This is a genomic window from Kutzneria sp. NPDC052558 (assembly GCF_044547355.1).
In the GTDB taxonomy this organism is placed as follows: Bacteria; Actinomycetota; Actinomycetes; order Mycobacteriales; family Pseudonocardiaceae; genus Kutzneria.
This window is the reverse complement of record NZ_JBIUAG010000009.1, coordinates 300,809-324,408: the sequence shown is the minus strand read 5'-3', so window position 1 is coordinate 324,408 and position 23,600 is coordinate 300,809. Positions and strand designations below refer to the sequence as shown.

At 70.8% G+C, this 23,600-nt stretch carries 15 protein-coding genes; 8 read left to right on the top strand and 7 right to left on the bottom strand.

The genetic code is table 11. The annotated features are described in order from the left end of the window. Positions 1 to 78: 78 nt before the first annotated feature. On the top strand, positions 79 to 3,288 hold the full coding sequence (locus ACIG5F_RS19385; RefSeq protein WP_396519175.1) for an NACHT domain-containing protein: 3,210 nt from the start codon (positions 79 to 81) through the stop codon (positions 3,286 to 3,288). Here the strand turns inward: ACIG5F_RS19385 and ACIG5F_RS19380 are convergent. Genes ACIG5F_RS19380 through ACIG5F_RS19370 form a run of 3 tightly spaced genes read right to left on the bottom strand, consistent with a single transcriptional unit; the run spans position 3,278 to position 7,272 of the window. Beyond that, entirely contained in the window at positions 3,278 to 4,657 is a 1,380-nt protein-coding gene (locus tag ACIG5F_RS19380) for an APC family permease (protein WP_396519173.1), read from the bottom strand. The two genes, ACIG5F_RS19385 and ACIG5F_RS19380, sit on opposite strands and share 11 nt — an antisense overlap. Then, positions 4,657 to 6,549, bottom strand: a complete 1,893-nt coding sequence (locus ACIG5F_RS19375) for a primary-amine oxidase (RefSeq protein ID WP_396519171.1) — start codon at positions 6,547 to 6,549, stop codon at positions 4,657 to 4,659. The genes ACIG5F_RS19380 and ACIG5F_RS19375 overlap by 1 nt, the downstream gene beginning before the upstream one ends. A 54-nt stretch (positions 6,550 to 6,603) precedes the next feature. Further along, complete coding sequence (locus tag ACIG5F_RS19370) at positions 6,604 to 7,272, bottom strand: GntR family transcriptional regulator (protein WP_396519169.1); 669 nt, start codon at positions 7,270 to 7,272, stop codon at positions 6,604 to 6,606. A gap of 45 nt (positions 7,273 to 7,317) precedes the next feature. On the opposite strand from ACIG5F_RS19370, the gene ACIG5F_RS19365 reads away from it, so the two are divergent. Further along, complete coding sequence (locus ACIG5F_RS19365) at positions 7,318 to 7,740, top strand: VOC family protein (RefSeq protein WP_396519167.1); 423 nt, start codon at positions 7,318 to 7,320, stop codon at positions 7,738 to 7,740. On the opposite strand, the gene ACIG5F_RS19360 is transcribed toward ACIG5F_RS19365, so the two are convergent. Both ACIG5F_RS19360 and ACIG5F_RS19355 read right to left on the bottom strand, forming a co-directional pair. Then, positions 7,733 to 11,602, bottom strand: coding sequence for a LamG-like jellyroll fold domain-containing protein (locus ACIG5F_RS19360; RefSeq protein WP_396519165.1), 3,870 nt, complete (start codon positions 11,600 to 11,602; stop codon positions 7,733 to 7,735). The two genes, ACIG5F_RS19365 and ACIG5F_RS19360, sit on opposite strands and share 8 nt — an antisense overlap. 108 nt (positions 11,603 to 11,710) lie before the next feature. After that, positions 11,711 to 12,262, bottom strand: coding sequence for an Lrp/AsnC family transcriptional regulator (locus ACIG5F_RS19355; RefSeq protein WP_396519163.1), 552 nt, complete (start codon positions 12,260 to 12,262; stop codon positions 11,711 to 11,713). Positions 12,263 to 12,374: 112 nt separating this feature from the next. On the opposite strand from ACIG5F_RS19355, the gene ACIG5F_RS19350 reads away from it, so the two are divergent. The 4 genes from ACIG5F_RS19350 (at position 12,375) to ACIG5F_RS19335 (ending at position 16,420) form a co-directional block, all read left to right on the top strand. Then, on the top strand, positions 12,375 to 13,577 hold the full coding sequence (locus tag ACIG5F_RS19350; protein WP_396519161.1) for a PLP-dependent aminotransferase family protein: 1,203 nt from the start codon (positions 12,375 to 12,377) through the stop codon (positions 13,575 to 13,577). After that, positions 13,574 to 14,137: a cupin domain-containing protein gene (locus ACIG5F_RS19345; RefSeq protein ID WP_396519159.1), complete on the top strand. Its 564-nt coding sequence runs from the start codon at positions 13,574 to 13,576 to the stop codon at positions 14,135 to 14,137. Before ACIG5F_RS19350 ends, ACIG5F_RS19345 begins: the two co-directional genes overlap by 4 nt. A gap of 415 nt (positions 14,138 to 14,552) precedes the next feature. Continuing rightward, complete coding sequence (locus ACIG5F_RS19340) at positions 14,553 to 15,557, top strand: glycoside hydrolase domain-containing protein (protein WP_396519157.1); 1,005 nt, start codon at positions 14,553 to 14,555, stop codon at positions 15,555 to 15,557. 56 nt (positions 15,558 to 15,613) lie between these two features. Next, positions 15,614 to 16,420, top strand: a complete 807-nt coding sequence (locus ACIG5F_RS19335) for an SAM-dependent methyltransferase (protein ID WP_396519155.1) — start codon at positions 15,614 to 15,616, stop codon at positions 16,418 to 16,420. A gap of 17 nt (positions 16,421 to 16,437) precedes the next feature. Here the strand turns inward: ACIG5F_RS19335 and ACIG5F_RS19330 are convergent, their stop codons facing one another. Then, the gene (locus ACIG5F_RS19330) at positions 16,438 to 17,325 is read right to left on the bottom strand and encodes an alpha/beta fold hydrolase (RefSeq protein WP_396519154.1); all 888 of its coding nucleotides are present in this window, start codon (positions 17,323 to 17,325) and stop codon (positions 16,438 to 16,440) included. A gap of 141 nt (positions 17,326 to 17,466) precedes the next feature. On the opposite strand from ACIG5F_RS19330, the gene ACIG5F_RS19325 reads away from it, so the two are divergent. Both ACIG5F_RS19325 and ACIG5F_RS19320 read left to right on the top strand, forming a co-directional pair. Continuing rightward, entirely contained in the window at positions 17,467 to 19,014 is a 1,548-nt protein-coding gene (locus tag ACIG5F_RS19325) for a beta-N-acetylhexosaminidase (RefSeq protein WP_396519152.1), read from the top strand. An 88-nt stretch (positions 19,015 to 19,102) separates the two neighbouring features. Continuing rightward, positions 19,103 to 22,777 (top strand): hypothetical protein, encoded by a 3,675-nt coding sequence (locus tag ACIG5F_RS19320; RefSeq protein ID WP_396519150.1) that lies wholly within the window; start codon positions 19,103 to 19,105, stop codon positions 22,775 to 22,777. Here ACIG5F_RS19320 and ACIG5F_RS19315 read toward each other — a convergent pair. Continuing rightward, entirely contained in the window at positions 22,713 to 23,525 is an 813-nt protein-coding gene (locus ACIG5F_RS19315) for a BTAD domain-containing putative transcriptional regulator (protein WP_396519148.1), read from the bottom strand. The genes ACIG5F_RS19320 and ACIG5F_RS19315 overlap by 65 nt on opposite strands. Between the last annotated feature and the right edge of the window lie 75 nt (positions 23,526 to 23,600).

The window sequence follows — 23,600 nt, the reverse complement described above, 5'->3', positions numbered from 1 at the left end:
TGATTCGCGGGAGAATTCGCCCCGGTCGATCCGTACCATCCGATTTTTCCGAAAATCCTGCACCGGGGGTGGTCGGGCGTGGCCGGAACGGGACGGTGGGTGGCCCGCGGCAGCCTGCTGGCGGCGGCCGTCGGCGTGCCGGTGCTGGCGTCCTTCCAGCCGCTGGCGGTGGACCAGCCGGCGCTGACGGTCGTGACCATGATCGGCTACGAGGCCCTGCTGGCGGTGGTGGCCTTCGCCGGGGACATCGGCGGCGAGCTGGCCAAGCGGTGGCGCGGGCGGGCGGTGGAGTGGCTGGACCAGGAGCTGCTGCGCCGGGTCTCGGGCTTCGGCCGCCGGTACCGCAAGTCGATGCTGGAAGTGTTGCGGCACATCGACGACAAGGGATTCGTGACGGTCGGGTTCTACTCGCCGGAGCTGGACGAGGTGTTCGTGGACGTGGGGCTGGCCCCGCAGGCCCCGCACAACGTGCCGGCCGGCGTGCTGTCGGACGACCGCGCCGAGCCGGCCGACGAGCTGGGGATCGCCCGCTACCTCGCCGATCCGAACCCGGCGGTGATCGCGATCATCGGCGGCCCGGGCACCGGCAAGACGACGTTGTTGCTGCACACAGCCTGGCAGCTGTGTCGATCACCCCGGGGCCGATCACCGCGTTCGACCCCGGTGCTGCTGTTCCTGCGTGACCACGCGAAGACGATCGCGGCGGACCCGGGCGTGGCGCTGCCGGCGGTGGTGGGCTCGACGCTCGGCGATCACGGCCAGGAGGCGACCGCCTGGTTCGAGCGCCGGCTGGCGGCCGGCGACTGCGTGGTGTTGCTGGACGGCCTGGACGAAGTGGCCAGCCAGGGGGATCGTCTCGCCGTCGCCGCCTGGGTGGAGCGCCAGATCAAACGCTTTCCCCGCAACGACTTCCTGGTCACCTCGCGGCCACACGGCTATCTCGCGGCTCGGATCGAGGGCGCGACCGTGTTGCAGATGCGGCGGCTCACCGAGGAGCAGGCCGCGGATTTCGTCCGCCGCTGGTATCTCGCCCACGAACTCGCCCTCGAGCGCTACCGCAAGAACCAGGACTTCTCCTCCGCGCGCCGCCGCGCCGCCGCGGCCGCCGAGAGCCTGCTGGTCCGGCTCAAGGACGCGCCGGCGCTGTACGACCTGACCGCCAACCCGATGCTGCTGACGATGATCGCCAACGTGCACCGCTTCCGCGGCGAGCTCCCGGACAGCCGCTGGCAGCTGTACGCCGAGATCTGCCAGGTCATGCTCGGCCGCCGGCCGGAGGCCAAGCTGAGCGGCGATCGCAAGGAATTGTTGTTGCGGGCGTTGGCCTTCACGATGATGACCCGCCGAGTCCGGGACCTGCCCGCCGACGCGGTGCTGAGCGTGTTCGAGCCGGAGCTGTGCCGGCTGCCCCGCGAGCTGACCGCCGCGGAGGCGCTGGCCGACATCGCCACCAACGGCCTGCTGATCGAGCGTGAGAACGGCCTGTACTCCTTCGCCCACGTGACCTTTCAGGAATACCTGGCCGCCAGCCACATCCGGGAGAACGGCCTGGTCGCCGTGCTGACCGAGGCGGTCGACGACGTGTGGTGGCGGGAGACCACGCTGCTGTACGCGGCCCGGGCCGACGCGGACCCGATCATCCGCGCCTGCCTGGAATCCGACGGCGTCGCCGCGCTCATGCTGGCCTTCGACTGCGCGGCCCAGCCCAGCGCGATCGCCCCCGAACTGCGCGACCGGTTGGCGCGCCTGCTGGATTCCGTGTTCGATCCGGACACCGATCCTCGGCGGCGGCGATTCCTGGTCGGGGTCATGGTGACCAGCCACCTGCGCCGGCTGGCACCGGCCGGCGACACCGTGCGCGGCTGCTCGCGGCCGGTCACCACCACGCTGTATCGCCTGTTCCTGCAGGAGGTCGGGCGGCCGCCGCCGGAGGAGTCGTGGAAACTGGACTGGGCCAGCGACGATCCGGTCCAGGGTGTGCACGGGCAGGAGGCGGCGGCGTTCCTCCGCTGGGTCGACTCGATCCTCGGCGGCGAGCCCGCGCTGCGGCTGCCGACCCGCGAGGAAGTGGAGCATCCGCCGTTCCGCCGCACGCTGACGGCCCCGGTGTGGCTGCACGGCCCGGAGCTGTGGACGCCGACCGACGAACATCCGCATGCCGTCACGGCCGAGGTCCTGGTCCGCTACGTCACCGCCGACATCCAGCGGCTGACCTCGACCCTGGCTCGCCTGCTGCTGATCCGGTCCGTCGTGGCGCTGCCGGCGTTGGCCCGGGCCCGCGCGGTGGCGCTGGACAGCGCCCTGCCCTTGGACACCAGCATGACCAAGGATCTCAACCAGGGCTTGGAGTTGGCCCGCGAACTGGACAGCGCGCTCAATCTGACCCATGCGCTCGATCTGAGCCGGGATCTCGACATCGAGACCCTGCGTGCGCTGACGCGGACCCGGTCGCGGGCGCGGGAACTCGCCCGAGACAGCAAGGTCGACTTCGCCCGGGCGTTGGCCCGCGCCCCCGGCAACGACGCCGTGCCCGATCTCCGTGCCAGCGACACCGCGTCGTCCAGCGACAAGAGCCTGGCCCACGACCTGATGCTGGAACTGGTCCGGGATCTCGCCCACGGGCTGGGCCAGGCCGGTTCCCTGGTCGGTGGCAGCGTGCCGGCCCGGGCGCTGGCACTCGATCTCGCCTTGATCGGGGCCAGCAATCTCGCGCACGGCCTGGTGCAGGTGTTGGGCCGCGTGCACGCGCTGGACAGCGTGTTCGCCCGGGCCCTGGGCGAGCTGGCGGCGCCTGATCCCGACCACGATCTCCCTTTGTTCATGGGAAGTGCGCTGTCCATCGCGCTGCGCGGGGCCACCCCGACGAAGGCGGCCGACTGGCATGCCCTCCAGGCGGATTTCGCGCGGCACTTCGTTGAGGTGACCGGCATCGACGCCCTCGAACACGTCGTCTCACCGGACTCGCTGGCCGAGCTGGTCCGCGACGGGCGCCGGCAGCTGGTCGACGGCGTCGAGCCCGGGCCGCGTTCGTGGGATCCGCGCGAGGTGGCGGCACGGCTGGAGGAGATCGCGCTGCCGGTGTTCACCGGCCAGCGGCCGATCACCGCGGAGACCGCCGCCGCGATCCGGCTTGCCGCGTTATGCCTGGCCGTCGAGGCGGACCACCGGGGGATGGCCGACGTCGGCGCCGGCTACCGGCGGCTCGCGGCCGGGGTGACGTTGGTGGAGCGGCGACTGGCCGGGGACGTGCCGACGACGGAGATGATCGTGCTCGCGGTCAAGTGCTGACGGTGCTTCGCGCCACGATGAGGCCGCCGGCGAAGGCGAGCGCCACGAGGGCGAGCAGAATCGCCGCCAGGGTGGGGGATCCGCTGATCAACGTGGTGAAGTTGGCCAGCGCCAGCGTGGTGATGCCCAGCAGCCCGAGCAGGCCCAGTGCCGGGGCGACCCGGGTGGGCCAGGCCCGGGTGTCGACCCGTTCCCGCGCGAAGAAGGCGATGACCGCGACGCCGGTGAGAATCATCAGCACCAGCATGGTGATCGTGGCCAGGCCGGACATCCACGTGAACAGCGCGAGCACGGGATCGGCCCCGGCCAACGCGAACAGGGCCAGGATCACCACCGCCGAGCCGGTCTGCACGAGCGAGCCGATGTGCGGCGAACCGTGCCGGGAATGGGTGCGAGCGATCAGCGCCGGGCCGATTCCCTGCCGCCCCAAGGCATAGAGGTAACGGGCGATGGCGTTGTGGAAGGCCAGCAGCGCGGCGAACAGACTGGTCAGCAGCAGCACGTTCATCACGTCGGCATAGGCGGCCCCGAGATACCGGCCGGCGGCGCTGAACACCAGCCCCGAGGTGTCGGCCCCGGCCGCCGCCTCGACCTGGCCCGGGCCGTAGGCGACGACGACCGCCCAGCTGCACACCGTGTAGAACACGCCGATCAGCGTGACGGCGATGTAGGTGGCCAACGGGATGGTGCGCCTGGGATCGCGCGCTTCCTCGCCGTAGATGGCGGTTCCCTCGAAGCCGATGAACGAGGCCACCGCGAACATGATCGCGATGCCCGGCGCGCCGTGGAAGAAGGTCGACGGCGTGAACGACGTGCCGGCGTAGCCCTCGGGGCCGCCCCTGATCAGGACCGTCGCCGCGAGCACGGTCAGCACGCCCATCTCCAGCACCAGCATCACGCCGAGCACCCGCGCACCGAGGTCGATGCTGCGGTAGCCCAACGCCCCCACGATGGCCAGCAGCACCGCGGCCAGGATCCACCACGGGATCGACGGCCCGCCGAAGCGGATGATGAGGCCCTGCGACGTGGTCGCGGCCAGACCGTAGATGCCGGCCTGGATCGCGGTGTAGGCCAGCAGGGCCAGGCCCGCCCCGCCGAGGCCGGTGGTGCGGCCCAATCCCCTTGTCACGTAGGCATAGAACGCCCCGGCGTCGACGACGTGCCGGCTCATGGTGGCGTAGCCGACGCTGAACAGCAGCAGCACCAGGGCGACCACGACGTAGGCCAGCGGCACGCCCGGCCCGTTGCTGATTGCCAGCATCACCGGCAGCGCCCCGCCGACCGTGGTCAGCGGGGACGCCGCCGCGACCACCAGGAAGACGATGCCGGCGATCCCGATGGAACCGCGGAGAGCTCCCGGCTGCCCCATCAGGAATGCCGGCAGTGGCTCGGCGGCGGCACGTCCAGCGTGGGGTTGCGGTCGAAGAAGCCCACCGGCTTGAGGGTGAAGCCGGCCCGGTCGACCGGCATCACCGGCCAGTCCTCGGGGCGCGGCACGTGGGTGAGGCCGAAGGTGTGCCAGACGACGACGTCCTCGTTCGTGAGCGAACGATTCCGGGCGGCGTAGGCCGGCAGCCCGGCCCCGCCCGGATGCTGGTTGACGAAGTCGCCGGCCGGGTACCGTTCGGCCGGGTCGTAGCGGGTAACCCACAGGTGCCGGGTGGCGAAGGCTGCGCGCCGGGCGATCGAGGACCGCGGATCGGCCAGCAGCGTGGGCAGGCCTTCGGGCGTCAGGGCGTAGGCCACCGGCCGGCCGTGCCGGTTGGTCCGCTCGGGATTGACGATGTGCCACACCCGGTTGCTGGCCGGCTCGGCGTCGCGCCGGGCATCGGCCTCGCTGCCGAGGACCGTGCGGCGGGTGGTGAAAGCGTTGCCGCGCGGGTTGTCCGGGCCGATGGGCACCCGCACCACGTCGACTTCCTCGACCTGGTTGGACACTCCGTCGACGGTCATGTCGAGGCGGGCGCTGAACAGGTGCTGGTGCAGGGGAGCGCCGAGCCCGGGGCCGATCGCCGTGGCGTACGGGTGGTCGCCGCCGTCGTGGGCCGAGGTGAAGGGCACGCCGGTGGCCTTGACCTCGAAGCCGATCACGCCATCGAGGTAGAGGTGCCAGTAGAAGCCGTAGTCGTAGTTGCCGACCGTGGTGAAGAAGGACACCACCAGCCGGCGCTGCCGCCGGACCTGGGCCGAGTGCGACCAGAGATCGCTGTGCTTCCAGAGGATTCCGGCGTCCTCCTCGTGGATGCAGACCGCGTTGGGCAGCGTCCGGGGCTCCCCCCGCTCGTCGGAGATCACCGCGTCCAGGTAGGTGATCTCGCCCAGGCAGTCGCAGCCGAGCTCCAGCGCGTTGGCGTAGCGGCCGACGAGGTACTCGCCGGTGTCGAAGTAGTTCTGCCACGAGCGCACCGGCGACGGATCGGCGTAGGGGACGACCATCTCGGCGATCGAGGCCCGGTAGACGATCGGCCGGCCGTCGAAGCCGATCTGGTGCAGCACAAGGCCTTCGCGGGCGTCGAAGCTCACCCGCACCGACCATTTCTCCCACGTCAGCACGTTGCCGTCGAGCTGGAAGCTGGGGCCGTCGGGCTGGGTGATCTCGATCGGCTTCTGCGTGGTGCGCGGCGGCCCGCTCACCACCGGGTCGTCGTAGTTTCCCGATTCCCTGGGGATCGGCATCGGCCCGATGTCGATGACCCGGTCCACGGTGCGGCTCATCGTGTCGACATAGGCCACTAGGCCGTCGATCGGATGCGCCCAGGCGGCGTCGGTGGTGTTGTCCTGCACGAAAGCCAGGCCGCGTAACAGCCGCCGGCCGACCTCGTCCGGGTACTCGTCGGTGTACGACCCGGCCGACAGCGGCGCCACCCGGACCTTCGCCACGTCGAGACCGCGGGCCGCCAGCGCCGCCAGCCAGCGCTCGTCGGTGGCCAGAAGCTCTTCCACCAGGCCGAATTCCTCGTCCAGCACCGGCAGCTGGCCGCTGGTGGCCGGGTCCAGCTCGGCCACCGACACCACCTCGGCCGCCGTCGCGTCGACGCGGATGTCCCGCGACACCTGGCTGGCCAGGTCCAGCGTCAGCGCCCGGAACCGGCGGGTCGGCGGGTTCTGGTGGCCGTAGGCCAGCACCTCGGCCTTCGGCGGCTCGTCCAGGCCCACGTAGACGAAGCGGGTGCTGTCCCGCGCCAGCCCGGCCTTGTCCACCGCCTGGCGGACCGCCCGGATCTCCTCCGCCGTCACCGCGGCGAGCGGATGCTCGACCATCCGGCCTCCCCCCTCGAAGCTCCGGCCGATCATACCGAGCCTGGCAATCGTCCTTTATGGACAGTTCTTGGCCAGGTGGGCCAGCAGGGCCCGGCGGGCGGAATGCACATGGTCCTCGGCCGTGCGGGCCAGCACCTCGTGGTGGCCGCCGCGGATCAGCTCGGCCAGCTCACGGTGTTCGACGACGACGTGCGCGAGGTAGTCGCCCGGGCTGACGGCGACGCGGCGCAGTTGGAACAGGTACACCTGGGAGCGCACGGCCTGCCAGGCCTGGATCAGGCGGCTGTTGCCGGACGCGGCGTAGACCGCGTCGTGGAAGGCGATGTCCAGGGCTAGCACGTGTGGGCCGCCGCGGTCGAGTTCGGACCCCATGGTGTCGACGATCCGTGTCAGGGCGGCCAGGTCGTCCGGGCCGGCGGCGGTCCGCGCGGTGATCGCGGCCAGGCGGTCGAGGGCGGCTCGGACCGTGTACACCTCCTCCACGTCGCGCGCGGTCACCTCGATCACGGTGGTGCCGCGGTGCCATTCGCTGCGCACCAGGCCCTCGCGGGCCAGCAGGGCCAGGCCTTCACGCACGGAACCGCGGCTCACGTCGAGGTCGGCCGCCAGCTCCACCTCGCGCAGCGGGGCGCCGGGCGGGAAGTGGCCGGCGAAGATCGCGTCCCGGATCCGGTCGGCCGACTCCTCGGCCAGGCCGCGGCGGGCGGCCCTGGGCAGGTTCATGTCCCAATGTTGACATTCGAACATCGGCGCTTCAAGGTGGGAGGCATGACCACGCGCCCCGCCTTCCACCTGGCCATCCCTGTCGACGACCTGCCCCGGGCCCGCGCCTTCTACGGCGGCGTGCTCGGCCTGGCCGAGGGCCGGTCGGCCGAGCACTGGGTGGACTGGGACTTCCACGGCCACCAGGTCGTCACCCACGTCGTCGCCGACGTCCGCAACGAGGCCGGCCGCAACCCGGTGGACGGCCACGACGTGCCGGTGCCGCATTTCGGCCTGGTGCTCTCGGTGGACGACTTCCACGTGCTGGCCGGCAAGCTCCGCGCCGCCGACACGGCGTTCGTGATCGAGCCGTATCAGCGTTTCGCGGGGGAGCCGGGGGAGCAGTGGACGATGTTCCTGCTCGACCCCGCCGGGAACGCCTTGGAGTTCAAGGCGTTCCGCGACGAGGCCCAGCTGTTCGCTAAGTAGCGGGGACCACCCCCAGGGCCTTCAGCTCGCTCTGGGACAGCACCCGCTGGTAGATCTGCGCCTCGCCGATGTCGCCGGCGAAGTAGCTCCAGGTCGAGGGACCGTCGCCCTTCGAGACGTCGACTCGTGCGGCGCCGAACTGCATGTCGGTGTGGTAGCCGACGTTCAGCCCCTGGACGCCACTGGCGCTGGCGACCGTCGAGCAGCCGCTGACGTACAGCTGGTTGTGGAAGGTCGTGCCGACCGCGTCGACCGAGCTGGTGATGGCGATGGTGTGCCACTGGCCGTCGGCGATGGCGCAGTCCGAGTTGAGCGGGAGGTTCATCAGGTAGCTGTTCACCTTGCCGCCCACGACGCTGATCGCCGACACCGCCGAGGTGGCGCCGCCGATGTAGGGATACTGGCGGGATACCGGAAACGCGCCGCTCTGCTCGCCGAGCACCGGGCCGCCCGCGCCGCCGACCGGCACCCGCACCCGGACCGTGACGGTTTCCGGCGCGTCCACGGTGAGGCTCTTCCTGGCGATGACCGGCAGCGTCCCGCCTTCCTCCTTCTCGTCGCCGGTGAAATGCAGTCCGCCGCCGCCGGCCGCCTGCGTGCTGTGCGCGGTGGTCAGGTCGTGCTCGGCGGCGCTGTCCAGGAAGGTGGTGCTGCCGGCGGGCTCATCGAACCTCCAGTCCGCGAAGACCGGCGACAGCGGCTTCGGCGTCGCGAGCGTCCTGGCGTCGTCGGCGGTCAGCAGGCTGGTGTAGACGCGGACATCGTCCAATGCGCCGTTGAGGGGCAGGTAACCGCCGTCGGTGGCGGGCCAGGGGGCGGTGGAGGCTCCGGTGTATCCGTCGCCGAGCACGGTCACCGACTGGTTTGCGGGTGTGCAGTCCGTGTGCGTCGGCGATGCGCCGTCGACATACAGGGCAGTGTCGTTGTCCGTGTCCTTGTGGGTGCGGGTCAACACGACGTTGTGCCAGGCGTTGTCGGTGACCTGCACGGTCGAGACCGCGCCGGGGCATGACGGGCTGGTGCCGCCGCCGTGCACATACCTGCTTTTGTCCACGTACAAAAGGGGAACGGCGGCCGTCGGTGGGTGGCCCGACCGGTTGGGGTCGGTCACCGCCATGCCGTCGTTCTGAGTGCTGAGCAGGACTCCCGCCGCGGCCGTGCGGAACCACAGCGACACCGAGGTGGGAGTCGAGCCGGTGAACACGTTGTCGGCGTCGACTCCGTTGGTGTTCTTGGTGAACTGGACGTACTGCTCGCCGTTGAAGGTCATCGCGCCGTTGCGGGGACCGTCCGGGATCTCCGCCGGGACTTTGGACTGGGCGGCCTGGCTGCCCCAATGGTTGTTGCCGGTGCTGTCGGCGACGTAGCCGAAGTTGCTCCGCTGGGCGTCGAGCTTCCACCACGCCTTCAGGTCCAGCGTCGTGCTGACGCCGTCCCAGTGGAAGTCGCCGGCGGTGCTGCCGGTGTCCGGATCGCTGCCGTAGCGCTGCACCGTGCCGTTGCTGAAGACGAAGCGCTGGTTGGTCTCGTCGCCGTCGTCCTCGGTGTAGACGAAATGCCGGCCATCACTGGTGGTGTGGGCGGTCATCGACAGGCCGTTGTCGATCTCGCCGGTGCCCTGCCGCGGCGACGTGATGGCGGCGTGCCCGACCGGCAGGCCGTCCCAGGTGCGCATGGTGATCTCTTGGCCCTTGTAGGTGTAGCCGGTGGTGTAGAGGTAGCCGCCCTGGGAGTCGAGGGCCATGGCGCCGATGGTGTCCCGGGCCTGGAGGAACTTGCCGTCGAGCGGCGAGTGCCCGGGGATCACGAACGTTTTCTTCTTGGCGTCCTCTGGGTCATTGGCGGTCAGGTCCGTGACGGCGATGGCGTTGCCGGCGTAGTTGCCGTTCTGGTTGAAGCTGCCGTTGTCCACTTCGGAGTAGATGTACTTGCTGCCGGCGGTGTGCCGGATCTGCTGGCCTTTCGGAGATCCGAAGCTGGTTGGCGGATCGAACTCGTGCAAGCCGTTGGCCGGCAGGGTGAAGCGGGCGAGGTTGTACAGGGCGGTGCCGGTGGGTTCCATCGGCAGCGTGCCGATGCCGACGGTGAGCTTGGCGTTGCCGGCCTGATCCTCGACCCGGTGACCGGCCTCGGCGAACCACAGGGCGCCGTCGGCGTCGACCCAGACCGACGGATTGCCGAAGAGAAAGCCGTCGAAGTTGGTATAGGTCACCGTGTCGCCGGGCTTGATGCCGTCCCGGTCGGTGACCAGTGAGAGGTGGCGGCCTTCGTGTCCTATCTGGGAGCTGGGCACGCCGTTGGCCAGCATCGTGAGCTGCGCCACCTTCGTCACGCCGCGGCCGCCGTCGTCGCCGAGCCGGTACACGACGATGCCGTTGTCGAAGACGTACAGGTACCTCTTGTCGCCGACCGTGCGGATCAGCGACATGTAGGTGTTGACGGGCCCGCCCGGGTTCCAGTTGGCGGCCAGTCGCCACGAGCCGTCGTTGTCGGTCGTGAACTCGAAGCCGCTGCTGGACAGCGTGCCGTTGTCGACGTCGGGGGCCGGGTTGAACACGCCCGCGAACCGCTCGTCCCGGGCCTGGCCGGTGGTGGTGTCGAAGAACAGCGTGCGCTCGTTCCAGATGTCGGTGACCGCGAGGGTGGTTCCGTCCGGGGAGACCGCGATCGACGCGTCCTTGGTCATGGCGGACAGGCCGTCCAGCTGCCAGCCGAAGTGGCTGTCGTCGACCGGACCGGGGCCGTCCATCAGGCCGAGGTGGTCGAACTGGGTGGCCTTGGTGTCGCGCGGGGTGGCCGACACGTCGAACGCGCGGATCTTGCCGGTGCCGGCGTCGGAGACGTACAGCAGGGAACGGCCGTTGCTCCGGTCCCAGGTCACCCCGTACGGCTCGATGAGGCCGTCGGTGATCGTCGCCCCGGCGGTGAAGTGGCCCGCGTTGTCCATTGTGTACTGCTGCACCGTGTTGCCGACCACGATCCAGTAGACGCCGTTGCCGTCGGTCGTGATGGCGTGCGGCGCACCGTCCAGTCGCAGCGACGACTGTCCATTGAGGACCGAAGCGGGCAGGCCGGTGTTCTTGTCGTAGGCCAGCAGGCTTGTGGTGGCGTCGTCGGACACCAGCAGGTATTTCTGGTCGACGGCCATGCCGCTGATCACGGGTTGGCCGAAGGTCCACTGACTCTTCACGATGATGTGCGGCACGCTGGCCGAGAACGGGGCGTCCGTGCCCGCGGCCGTGTTCGCGTCGAGGGCGTGGACATTGGTGCGGTAGATGACCAACTGGTTCGGGGTGGCCCCGTCCAGGCGGGCCGCCACGTACACGTGGTCGTTGTCGGCCGCGACCGCGTAGCCCCGGTGGTTGGTGCCGCCGGGCGTGAGCCACTCGCGGTTGCCGTTGTCGATCGTGCCCGGCGGATACTTCCGCAGCGCGTCCCACTCCTCCGACTGGGAGTCGGTGAACAGGTCGCCCGCGGGGTCGTAGGCGACGGCCGAGACCTGGCTCGGGGTCTCGGTGGCCATCATCGGCTTGTTGCCCACCAGCACGCCGGGGTCGCCGACCGGCCGGTCGTAGGCGCCGGTCACGGTGCTCACCGCGGCCCGCCAGCTGTAGTTGCCCGGCAGCGTGTCGTCGCCGTTGTCGTCCTTGCCGTCCCAGCTGACCGTGTACTGGCCGGTGCGTTGGCTCAGCGCGCTCAGCTGGCGGACCACGTTGCCGGCCTCGTCGTAGATCGAGACGGACAGCTGTTGGCCGGCCTGCACCGGCACCGTGCCCAACACCGTGGCGGCCGCGGCCGTGACCGGGGTGGCCAGGGCGGCCACCACCATGGTCGCGCTCAGTAAAGCTAAACGTGCACGCATCTCGCTCCCGTTGTCGATCGTGCTCGGGGGATCAGGCAACGATCGCGGCAACGGGACGGGCAACGCCCTCTTCTGCCCGAAGAGGCGGCGTTGTCGGCCCTCTTCGGGTTATCCGCTTTCCTCCGCGCGCCGGACCATGTCGGCGATCAGCGCGCTGGCGGTGTTCTTGGGCCGCATCTCGGCCACCGACAGGGAGGTGTTGGTGCGCTGGATGCCGGCGATCTGCCAGACCCGGTTGATCAGCAGCTCGCGCAGGTGGGTGTGGTCGCGCACGCGCACCCGCACCAGCATGTCGACCCCGCCGGTGACGATCATGACCTCCTCCACCTCCGGCAGCAGGGCCAGCTCGGTCATGATCGAGCCCTGCTCGAAGCCCTCGGCGGCGGTGACGGTCAGGTAGGCGATGGTGGGGTAGCCCATGGCGCTCCAGTTGAGCCGCACCCCGTAGCCCTCGATCACGCCCTGCCGGTGCAGCCGGGCGATCCGGTCGGCCACCGCCGGGGCGGACATGCCCAGCTCGCGGGCCAGGCTGCGCTGCGAGATCCGGGCGTCCTGGCTCAGCAGCAGCAACAGCTGGAGGTCGACGGCGTCCAGCTGGGCCGGCTCCACGGGCGGGGCCGCGTGCTCGCCGATGCCGCCGAGCGGCTTCACCCACTCCATCGTCACTCTCCGTCACGTGATCGGTGTCTGGACGCCTGGTCACGTCGTATGTAAGGTCGAGCCCAGAACTCTCCTGGCAAACGTAAGTCGCTGTCAAGGTGGGGGGTGGCATGTGATCGACTGGAACGAGCGCCTGGCCCGTCGGGCCCGCTCCGCGCCCGACCTCATGGGCGGCATCCTGGCCCTGGCCGGAGCCCGAGATCTGATCAACTTCACCGGGGGATTCCCGGATCACGCCCTGTTCGCCACGGACGTCGTCGGCGACATCGCCCGCAAGCTGATCGAGACCGACGCCGCGGTGGCGTTGCAGTACTCGCCGAGCGAGGGCATCGCCAGCACCCGCGAGGCCCTGGCCGACCGGCTGGCGGCGACCGACGGCCGGCGTCCCGCCGACGGCGAGCTGATGGTGACCAGCGGCGGCATCGACGCCATCACCCTGATCGCCAAGACCATGCTCGACGCCGGCGACGTGGTCGTCGTCGAGGAGCCCAGCTATCTCGGCGCGGTCTCCGGCTTCATGGCCTTCGACCCGGTGCTGCGCGGCGTCCCGCTGGACGAGGACGGCCTCGACGTCGACGCCTTCGGCGCGCTGCTGGCCGCGCTGCCGGCATCGCCGAAGCTCGTCTACGTCATCCCCGACTTCCAGAACCCCAGCGGCCGCACCATGTCCGTGCCGCGGCGGGTCGCGCTGGTCGAGCTGTGCCGGCGGCACGGCATCCTGATCGTCGAGGACGTGGCGTACAGCCAGCTCGGCTTCGACGACGAGCCGCGGCCCAGCCTGTGGTCGCTCGGGCCGGACGTGGTCGTGCAGATCGGCACCTTCTCCAAGGTGTTCTTCCCCGGCGTGCGGCTGGGCTGGGCCGTCGGGCCGGCCTCGGTGGTCGCGCGACTGTGCGTGGCCAAGCAGAACTCCGACCAGTGCGCCGGCGCGCTCGGGCAGCGGATGCTGGAGGAGTACCTGCGGGCCGGGCACCTCGACTCGCACCTGCCGCTCGCCCGCTCGCTGTACCGGGACCGGGCCGCCGCGCTCGTCGGCGCGCTGGAGCGGCACTTCGACGGGCTGGCCACGTGGACCGTGCCGCGCGGCGGGTTCTTCAGCTGGCTGCGGGTTCCCGGCGTGGACACCGTGGCGCTGGCCGACGTGGCTCGGGCGAGCAAGGTCGCCTTCGTGCCCGGCGCCGGCTTCTTCGCCGAGAGCCGCGACACCGAGCACCTTCGGCTGTCCTACAGTCGGATCACCGAGTCCGACATCGAGCAGGGCGTCGCGCGGCTGGCCGCCGCCGTCCGGTCCCTGCGGGAGAGGCGGGCGTCATGACCACCAGCGCGGAGCACTTCAGCACCGAGGGCGGCGGCACGCCGACCGCCTCCGGCCGGTTCGTCGACGTCGAGGCCGTCGGGGCCATGACCCTGGTGCCCGGCTTGGACTTCCGGCCCGTGCTGGGGGAGAGCATGCTGCTCAACTTCGCCTCGTACGAGCCGCACACCGAGGCCCCCGTGCACAGCCATGCCGAGGAGCAGATCGTCATCGTCACCGAGGGCGAGTTCGAGTTCACCATCGACGGCGTCACCCGGACCATGCGGGCCGGCGACGTCGCCGTCGTGCCGCCGTGGGTTCCGCATGGCGCCCGGACGCTCGACACCACGTGCAAGGAGATCGACGTGTTCACCCCGCCCGGTCGACCCTCGTCGACTACGCCGCCACCCAGGTCGAGCCGTCGACGGTCGAGGACTGACATGGATCTCGGGCTGGCCGGCCGCCGGGCGCTCGTCACCGGCGGCTCCAAGGGAATCGGGCTCGCCGTCGCCGGCTCCCGCGCCGGCTACATCACCGGCGCCGTCATCGACGTGGCCGGCGGCATGGGCAAATATGTGTGACTGCACCGCATAGCACCCGATTGTCCGCACCGTCGTGCGATCTTGCCCGGGCCGTGACACGACCAGCCCGGCGGCGTTGAGTTGATCTCGCCGCCGGGCTTTCGCCTGGCTGGACGGGGGACCGGCTCGGCGCGCCATGGCGGGGATGCCTTGCTGCACAAGGTCAATTCGCGGACGGGGCTGGTGGCGGCCGACTACCTGGCGCTGGCCGGATGGGGGCGGCGGACCCGGATGGCGGATTGACGCCCGGGGGTATGTCCGCCGGTGGCGGGAGTTTCATCCGAAATGCCACTGGGCTGCCTCTTCGGGCGCTACCGTCGAAGGCGGCCACCTGGGGGAGCGCACGTAGGCCAAACTTCTCACTACCACTGCAATTGAAGGGGGCTGCTGTGGACATGAGTGACGGTGACACGTGATGTTGGGACTGGATTTCTACTCCCCGAGGCTGAGCGGTGCGGCGATCCGGGCCGCCGGTTACGGGTTCGTGGCGCGCTACGTGGAGAACGGGTACCAGGGCCGGGCCAACATCAACGCGGCCGAGGTGCGGGACCTGCGGGCCAACGGGGTCGCGATCGTGCTGGTGTGGGAGAAGCAGAAGGACGACAAGGATCATCGGGCGGCGCTGGGCTACAACGCCGGCGTCGAGGATGCGCGGGCGGCGGACGCCCAGGCCCGGGCGGTGGGGTTGCCCGGTTGGCCGATCTACTTCTGTGTCGACTTCGAATTGCTTGACCGTGCGCCGAATTCGTCGGATCCGCGGGCGAAGATGGGGCCGGTCGCGGATTACCTGGCGGGCGCGGCGACCGTGGTCGGTCATGCCCGGATGGGCGTGTACGGCGGCTACAACACGGTGAAGTGGGCGCTGGACGCGAACCTGGTGACCTACGCGTGGCAGTCGTACGCCTGGTCGAACTTCGGCAAGAACCAGGACCCGCGGATTCACCTGTACCAGCGCGGTGGCCAGATCACCGTGAACGGCACGACGTGTGACGTCGACGAGCAACGGAAGAGCGATTTCGGCCAACAGGACCGGCCGGGAGTGGTGGGAGGAAACGACATGGCTGTGTTCCTGAAGAACCTGGAAGACAACACCCAGTACGCCACCCAGGACGGCCCGTTCGTCAGCGGGGTCCGGGAGTCGGTGGGGCAGGCGACGCTGAAGGCGTGGCCGGGCGCGAGCTGCGAGATCGGCCTGAACAACCAGGAGTTCACCGACCGGGTGAACAAGAGCAAGGCGCTGGAGGGCTTGGCTGCCGTGATCTCGGGGCTGCCGGCCCAGTTGGCGAAGTCGATCCCGGTGGGCACCGGTTCGCTGACCGCCGACCAGTTGTCGGCCGCCGTGGCCGAGGGCGTGCGGCAGGCGCTGGACGGCATGAGCCAGACGACGGTGTTGCACGAGAAGTCCAACAGCGCGGGCTGAACACGGTCACCGGGGCGTGCCTGGCCGGGCGCGCCCCGGTGAACCAGAATGGCGCCATGTCCGAGCACGATGACCAGGATTCGGTGGACCTCAGCCGCCCCAATCCGGCCCGCATGTACGACTACTACCTGGGCGGCGCCCACAATTTCGCCGTCGACCGCGAGGCCGCCGACCGCGTCCTGGCGATCTTGCCCGAGACCCGCGAGTTCGCCATGCGCAACCGCGAGTTCCTGCAACGGGTGGTGCGCTTCCTGGCCGCCGAGGCCGGCATCACGCAGTTCCTCGATCTGGGCTCGGGCATTCCCACGGTCGGCAACGTGCATGAGGTCGCCCAGTCCGTGCGCCCCGACAACCGTGTCGTCTACGTGGATCACGAGCCGGTCGCCGTCGCCCAGTCGCAGCGCCTGCTGGCCGGCAACCCGTACGCCACCGTCGTGCACGCCGACGTCCGCGCCCACGACACGGTGCTCAATCACCCGGAAACCCGGCGCCTGCTGGACCTTTCCCAGCCGCTGGCCGTCCTGATGCTCCAGGTGCTGCCGTTCATCCCGGACGCCGACGACCCGTCCCGCATGATCGCCGCCTACCGTGACGCCTGCGTTTCCGGCAGTTTTCTGGCCGTGGCCCACAGCTTGTCGTTCGACTACTGGCCGGGCGCGGTGGCCGAGGCCGTGGAGATGTACACCAAAAGCACGCATCCCCTGAACCTGCGCACCCCCGACCAGGTCGCCGCTTTCTTCGCCGGCTACGACCTCGTCGATCCCGGTGTGGTGTTCACCGCCGTGTGGCGTCCCGACAGGCCCGTCGGCGACGACGAGGCCATCGGCAGCCGTGCCGTGGCCGGCCTGGGCCTGCTGCCTTAGGCCGGTCATCGCTCGATCTACCCGTGCCAGTTGAGGATGCGGGACGACACCCGATCCGGCGCCTCGATCTGGGGCAGGTGACCGAGCCCCGGCAGCACATCAACCGTCCACTGTGGAAAGCGACGAGCGGCCTCCCGCGCCGACCCGACGGACACGAGCCGGTCCTGCTGCCCGTGCACCAACAGCACCGGCGCGGTGATGTCGTGCAGGGCGGCCCACGCGGTGCGGCGGCGGCCGTTGATGGTGAGCAGGGATCGAGCCGAAGCGAGGAAGGCGTCGTGGGCGCCGGGGATCTCGTCGCGAAGCGTGATGAGGTCGACCAACGCCTCGATGAGGTCGGGGTGCACACGGGAAGGGTCGACGCAGCACCGAAGAAACGTCTCCCGCACCTGCCGGCGGGGTGTGCGCAGGCGGTTGGCGGCGAGCACGGCCCGGCCCAGCGGCAGGAACAGCCGGCCGAAGATCATGGTGGCGGCGACGTCCAGCCGCGAGCGCGGCACCAGCGGCAGCGCCGGGTCGATCAGCACGAGCTTGGCGACCGCCGACGGATACGCGGCGGCGAGCCGGGCGGAGATGAGCCCGCCCATGGAGTTGCCGACGAGCACGGCGGGCCCGCCGGTCACCTGCTCGATGAAGGCGTGGACGAGTTCGGTGTTGGCCTCGATGGTCGACACGCGTTCGTCGGGCCGAGTCAGGCCGTAGCCGATGAGGTCGAGCGCGGTCACCCGGAACCGGCCGGTCAGCCGAGGGGCGAGCACGCTCCAGTCCAGATGCGAGCCGCCGAGCCCGTGCACGAGCACCATGGGCGGCCCGTCGGCGGGCCCGCCGAAGTCGACATAGTGCACGGGGCCGCCGAGGTCGGCGTGCCGGCTCGTCCCGCCCCAGCGGGCCAGCGAGGACGTCATGCACCCAGGATACGGACTGTGCTGTTCCGGTACGTGAACGCGATATCGGCAGGTCGGCGGGTTCCGCTGGATCGATCACGCCGATAGCCTGGAAAGCGGTTCCCAGCGAGGTCAGCGGCGTGAGATCGGCGGTCGGCGATGATGCGGAAAGTGCTCTGCCTGACGGTGTCCGTGCTGGCAGCGGCCCTGTTCGCGCCGACGGCGAGCGCCGTGCCGCAAGCACCCCCGCCAGTCAGGATCGTGCCGCAGCCGTCGTCCCTGGTGACGTTGCCGGGGCAGACATACACCCTGCGCCCGACGACCCGGATCGTGGCGAAGGCCGGCGCGGCGCAGACGGGGGAGTACCTGGCGGGCCTGCTCCGGCCGTCGACGGGGTTCACGCTGCCGGTGACGAACACCACCAGGCCGGGGGACATCAGGCTGGACCTGACCGGCCCGTCGAGCCTGGGCGACGAGGGCTACCGGCTCACGGTGACGTCGACGGGCGTGGAGATCGCGGCGCACACGGCGGCGGGGCTGTTCTACGGCGTGCAGACGTTCCGCCAGCTGCTGCCGGCGAAAACCGAGGCCAAGACCGTCCAAAGTGGATCGTGGACGGCGCGGGGCGTGGCGGTCGCCGACACGCCCCGGTACGCCTGGCGGGGCGCGATGCTGGACGTGGCCCGGCACTTCTTCCCGGTGGCGCAGGTGGAGCAGTACCTGGACCTGATCTCCCTCTACAAGATGAACACGCTGCACCTGCACCTGAGCGACAACGACGGCTGGCGCATCGACATCACCGGCTGGCCCCGCCTGGCCCGCTACGGCGGCAGCACCGACGCCAGCCGCGGGCCGGGCGGTTTCTACACGCAGGACGACTACCGGGAAATCGTGCGCTACGCGGAGAGCCGGCACGTCACAATCATTCCGGAAATCGACAGCCCCGGGCATATCACCGCCGCGCAGGCCTCGTACGCGGAACTGAACTGCGACGGAGTGGCGCCGCCGCTGCTGAACCCGGGCTGGAGCTCGCTCTGCGTGCCGCTGGAGATCACCTACAAGTGGCTGGACGACGTGATCGGGCAGTTGGCCGCGTTGACCCCGGGCGACTACATCGATATCGGCGGCGACGAGGCGGTCAACACCAGCGCGGCCGACTACAAGCACTTCATCGATCGGGCCCAGCAGATTGTGTTGTCCCACGGCAAGAAACTGATCGGCTGGCACCAGATCGAGGCCGGCGACCTGACCGGCACGGCCACCGCCCAGTACTGGGGCACCGCCGGCTCGGCCGACGACGAGGCGCTGGCCCGGGTGGCCCAGCAGCGCGGCAACAAGCTGGTGCTCTCGCCGGCCGACCGGGCCTACCTGGACATGAAGTACGACGCGAGCACGCCGATCGGCCAGGACTGGGCCGGCTACACCAGCGTCAGCGACGCCTACGACTGGGATCCGGCGACGTTCGTGCCGGGCGTGGCCGGCGATGTCGCCGGCGTGGAGGCGCCGTTGTGGACCGACGTGTTCCCGACCTGGGCCGACGTCCAATACATGGCCTTCCCGCGGCTGCCCGGCATCGCGGAAATCGGCTGGTCGCCGGCCGGCACGCATTCGTGGGCCGATTATCGGACGCGATTGGGCGCGCAGGCGCAAAGGTGGGATGTCCTGGGGATTTCCTACTATCGCTCGCCCGAGGTGGACTGGGCCGACTGACCGGTTCAGCTATTTCCCGCACGACCTCAGGCCGGGTCGAATCGCGGCATACTGGCCCCAGGACCGAGTTCCCCACCCTGGAGCATGAATGCCGAGGAGAGAACGTCCGCTCGACACCGACGACGGGCCCGCTCGCTTCGCCGCCGGCCTGCGCGAGCTGCGGGCGAGGGCCGGCAACCCGCCCTACCGCGAACTCGGCCGCCGCGCCCACTACGCGGCCGGCACGCTGTCGGACGCCGCCGCCGGCCGGAAGCTGCCGAGCCTGGCGGTGACCCTGGCCTACGTGCAGGCCTGCGGCGGCGACGTGGCGGACTGGGAGCGGCGCTGGCGCGAGGCGGCGGCCGAGGTCGCGGTGCCGGAGCCGGAGTCCGACCAGGCCGAGGAGGCCTCGCCCTACGTGGGCCTGGCGGCGTTCGGCGCCGAGGACGCGGACCGGTTCTTCGGACGCGAACGACTGGTGGACCTGGTCGCCGGCCGGCTGGCCCAGCGCCGCCTGGTCGGGGTGTTCGGCGCGTCAGGGGCCGGCAAGTCCTCGCTGCTGCGGGCCGGTCTCATTCCGCGGCTGCGGGCCGAGGAGCCGGACCGACGCATCCTCCTGTTCGCCCCCGGCGCGCATCCGATGCGGGAACTCGAGTCCCTCTCCGACGACGACGATCCGATCATCGTCGTCGACCAGTTCGAGGAGGTCTTCACGCTGTGCGAGGACCTCGACGAGCGGACCAAGTTCATCGACACCCTGCTGGCCGCCGCGCAGCAGCGCTGTCTGGTGGTGTTGGGCGTGCGGGCCGATTTCTACGGTCACTGCACCGCCCACGCCGAGCTGGTCGAGGCCCTGCGCGACGCCCAGATCGCGGTCGGCCCGATGACCGTGGACGAGCTGCGGCAGGCGATCACCCAGCCGGCGCTGAGCGTCGGCTGCACGGTCGAGGGCGCGTTGCTGGCCGAGCTCGTCGTGCACACGCACGGCCAGGTGGGCGTGCTCCCGCTGCTCTCGCACGCGCTGCGCGAGACCTGGCGCCGCCGCCGCGGCAACACCCTCACGCTCACCGCTTTCCGGGCCACCGGCGGCATCGAGGGCGCGCTCGCCCACACGGCCGAGGCCCTGCACGCCGAACTCCTTCCACACCAACAGGATCTGCTGCGCGAGCTGTTCCTGCGGCTCACCGGCGTCGAGGACACCAAGCGCCGCATGGCCCGTGACGACCTCGGCGACTACGAGGAGCTCATCGACCGCCTCGTGGACCGGCGGCTGCTGACCGTCGACGGCGACACGGTGGAGATCACGCACGAGGCGCTGATCCGCTGCTGGCCCCGGCTGCGGGAGTGGCTGGCCGACAACCGCGAGGGGCAGCGGATCCACCGTCAGCTGGCCGAAGCCGCCGCCGGCTGGCAGGAGCTGGGACGCGAGAAGGGCGCCCTGTACCGGGGAACCCGGCTGGCGGTGGCCCGCGAGTGGGCCGCCACCGGCGCGTTGACCGCCCGTGAACGGGATTTCCTCGACGCCAGCCTCCGGGCCGCCGAGGAGGAGCAGAAGGTCAGCCACCGGCACACCACCCGGCTGCGGATCAGCGTGGTCACGTTGACACTGCTGCTGATCGTCGCCGCGACGGCGACGGGACTGGCCATCACCGCCCAGAATTCCGCCAACGAGCAGCGGGACATCGCCCTGTCGCAGAGCGTCGCCAGCCAGGCGGCCCAGCTCAGGGCGGCCAACCCGGCGCTCGCGGCCCAGCTGGCGCTGGCGGCGTACCGACTGCGGCCGACGGTCGAGGCCCGCTCCAGCCTGCTCGCCGCGTTCGCCACCCCGTACGCCACGAAGCTGTTGGGCCACACCGGAAACGTCTGGGCGGTGGCCTACAGCCCGGACAGCCACTACATCGCCAGCGGCGGCGAGGACAAGAAGGTCCGGATCTGGGACGTCAGCGGCGCGCAGCCGCAGGTGGCCGCCGACCTCACCGGCTACGGCCACGACGTCAACGCCATCGCCTTCACCCGCGACGGCAAGACGCTGGCCACCGGCTCCGACGACAACACCGTGCGGCTGTGGAACGTCACCGATCCCCGGCACCCGCAGGAGATCGGCACGGCCAAGGGACACACCGGCGGCGTCGACGCCGTGGCGATCAGCGAGGACGAGAAGCTGATGGCCACCGGCTCCGACGACAACACGATCCGCCTGTGGGACCTGTCCGACCGGTCCCGGCCGGTGACGATCGCCGTCATCGGGGGCCACACCGACCAGGTCAACTCGGTGGCCATCAGCCCGGACGGCCGCACGCTGGCCTCGGGCAGCTACGACGACACCGGACGGCTCTGGGACATCGGCGACCCGCGCGACCCGAAGGAGCTGCCCTCGCCGATCCGGCACGACAACGACATCCGGTCGGTCCGGTTCAGCCCCAATGGCGCGATGCTGGCCACCGCCGGCAACGACAACACCGCCCGCCTGTGGGACATGACCGATCCGCGCAACGTCCGCGAGCTGGCCGTGATCCCGCACGCCAACCAGGCCACCTCGGTCGCCTTCAGCCCCGACAGCCGGATACTGGCCATCGGCGGCGCCGACAACACCGTGCAGATCTGGGATCTCGCCGACCCGACGCGCCCGCAGCGGCTGGACGTGCTCACCGGGCACACCAACTTCGTGATCGCGCTGGCCTTCGCCCCCGACGGCCGGACCTTGGCCAGCGGCAGCTGGGACCGCAGCGTCCGGGTCTGGGACCTGGCGAGCCTGCCGCTGGGCGGGCACACCGACACCGTGAACGCGGTGGCCTTCGGCCAGCCTGGAACCCTCTACACCGCCGGCAAAGACGGCACGGTCCGGTCCTGGGACTCGCACCCCACCGGCGTTCCGACCTCGCGGCTGGTCTTCCCGAGCACCGGCAAGCCGATCCGCGCGGTGGTGGTCGGGCCGTCGGAGAAGGTCATCGCCAGCGCCGGCAACGACAACGCGACCCGGCTGTGGGACAAGGACGGCCGGCTGCTGTCGGCGCCGCCCGGCGGCACCACGATCGCGGTGGCCGACACCGTCTTCGCCACCGCGATCAGCCCGGACGGCCGCATCCTGGCCAGCACCGACAACGACCGGCTGGTGCAGCTGCGGGACATCAGCGACCCGACCGCGCCGCGCGACCTGAGCCGGCTCAACGGGCACACCAAAACGGTGCTGGGCATCGCTTTCAGCCCCGACGGCCGCACGCTGGCCACCGCCGGCGGCGACAACACCGTGCGCCTGTGGGACGTCAGCAACCCGGCGGCCGAGACGCCGCTGGCCACCATCGACGCCCACACCGACATGGTCTACTCGGTCGTCTTCAGCCCCGACGGCCGGACGCTGGCCAGCGGCAGCGGCGACACCACGGCCAAGCTGTGGGACGTCTCCGACCGTGCGCACCCGCGGCCGCTGGCCACCCTGGCCGGGCACACCGACATCGTGTTCGCCGCCGCGTTCAGCCCCGACGGCCGCACCCTGGCCACTGGCAGCGGCGACAGCACGATCCGCCTGTGGGACCTGGCCGACCCGAGCCGCCCCGCCCCGTACGCCGTGATCTCGGGTCACGCCAAGGGCGTGCTGGGCGTGGCGTTCAGCTCGGACGGGCAGACCCTGGCCAGCGCCGGCAACGACGACACCGCCCGGCTCTGGAGCACCGACCCGGACCAGGTCGCGCGGCAGGTGTGCGCCCGGGTCTACCCGGAGATCACGCCGGCCGAGTGGGCGCAGTACCTGCCCAACATCGACTACCAGCCCCCGTGTCGGGAATGAGCCGCAGCCGGGCGTCGACCTCGGCGTCCCGACCGATCCGGCGGCCGAGGTCGGCGTACTCGCGGGCCACCGCCAGGCGCTGCTCGGTCAGGGCCACGGCCGCGGGGTGATGGCGGAGCCGCTGGTCGAAGCCGACCAGCGGCGTGCCGCGCCAGCAGTCCAGGCTCGACGCGCACAGGTCGTACGCGCGGACGAGGTCGCCCATGCTCTGCGCGGCCGTGGCCCGGCCGGCCAGGGCCCGGAACTCCAGCACGTCCAGCTGGCCCCGCTCGACCTTGAGCAGGTAACCGCCCTTGCCGACCGCCAGCAGCGACAGGGTCGGGCCGAGCATCCGGCGCACCGCGTCGGCGTGCCCGCGCAGCAGCCGCCGGCTCGAGTTCGGCGGCTCGTCGCCCCACAGCACCTGCGTGATCTCGTCCCGGCCGACCTCCAGGTTCGGCTGGAGGGCGACGACCGCGAGCAGCGCCGCCGCCTTCGGCCGCAGGAACCCCAGTTCGCGCGTGCGGCCCAGCACCACCAGCGGCCCGAGCACGCCGATCTGCACCCGGTCGCCGGCCCGCGGCGGCGCGCCGTCCAGCACGCGCTGGATCTGCTGCCGCGACGCCATCCGCGGCGTGCTCACCTTCCCGTTCTCCCAGTAGCGCAGCGAGCGGACGCTCACCCCGGCCCGGACCGCCAGCTCCCGCTGCGTCAGGCCGGCCGTCTCCCGCTGCATCCGAAGTGATCTGCCGAACTGCCCATCGTCCACGATTTCGCTCCCCACCTAGTCCGACCAGGCCACTAGTAGCGGCCGGCGGCAAGTTCGGTGTCGGCGTCCGGTCGG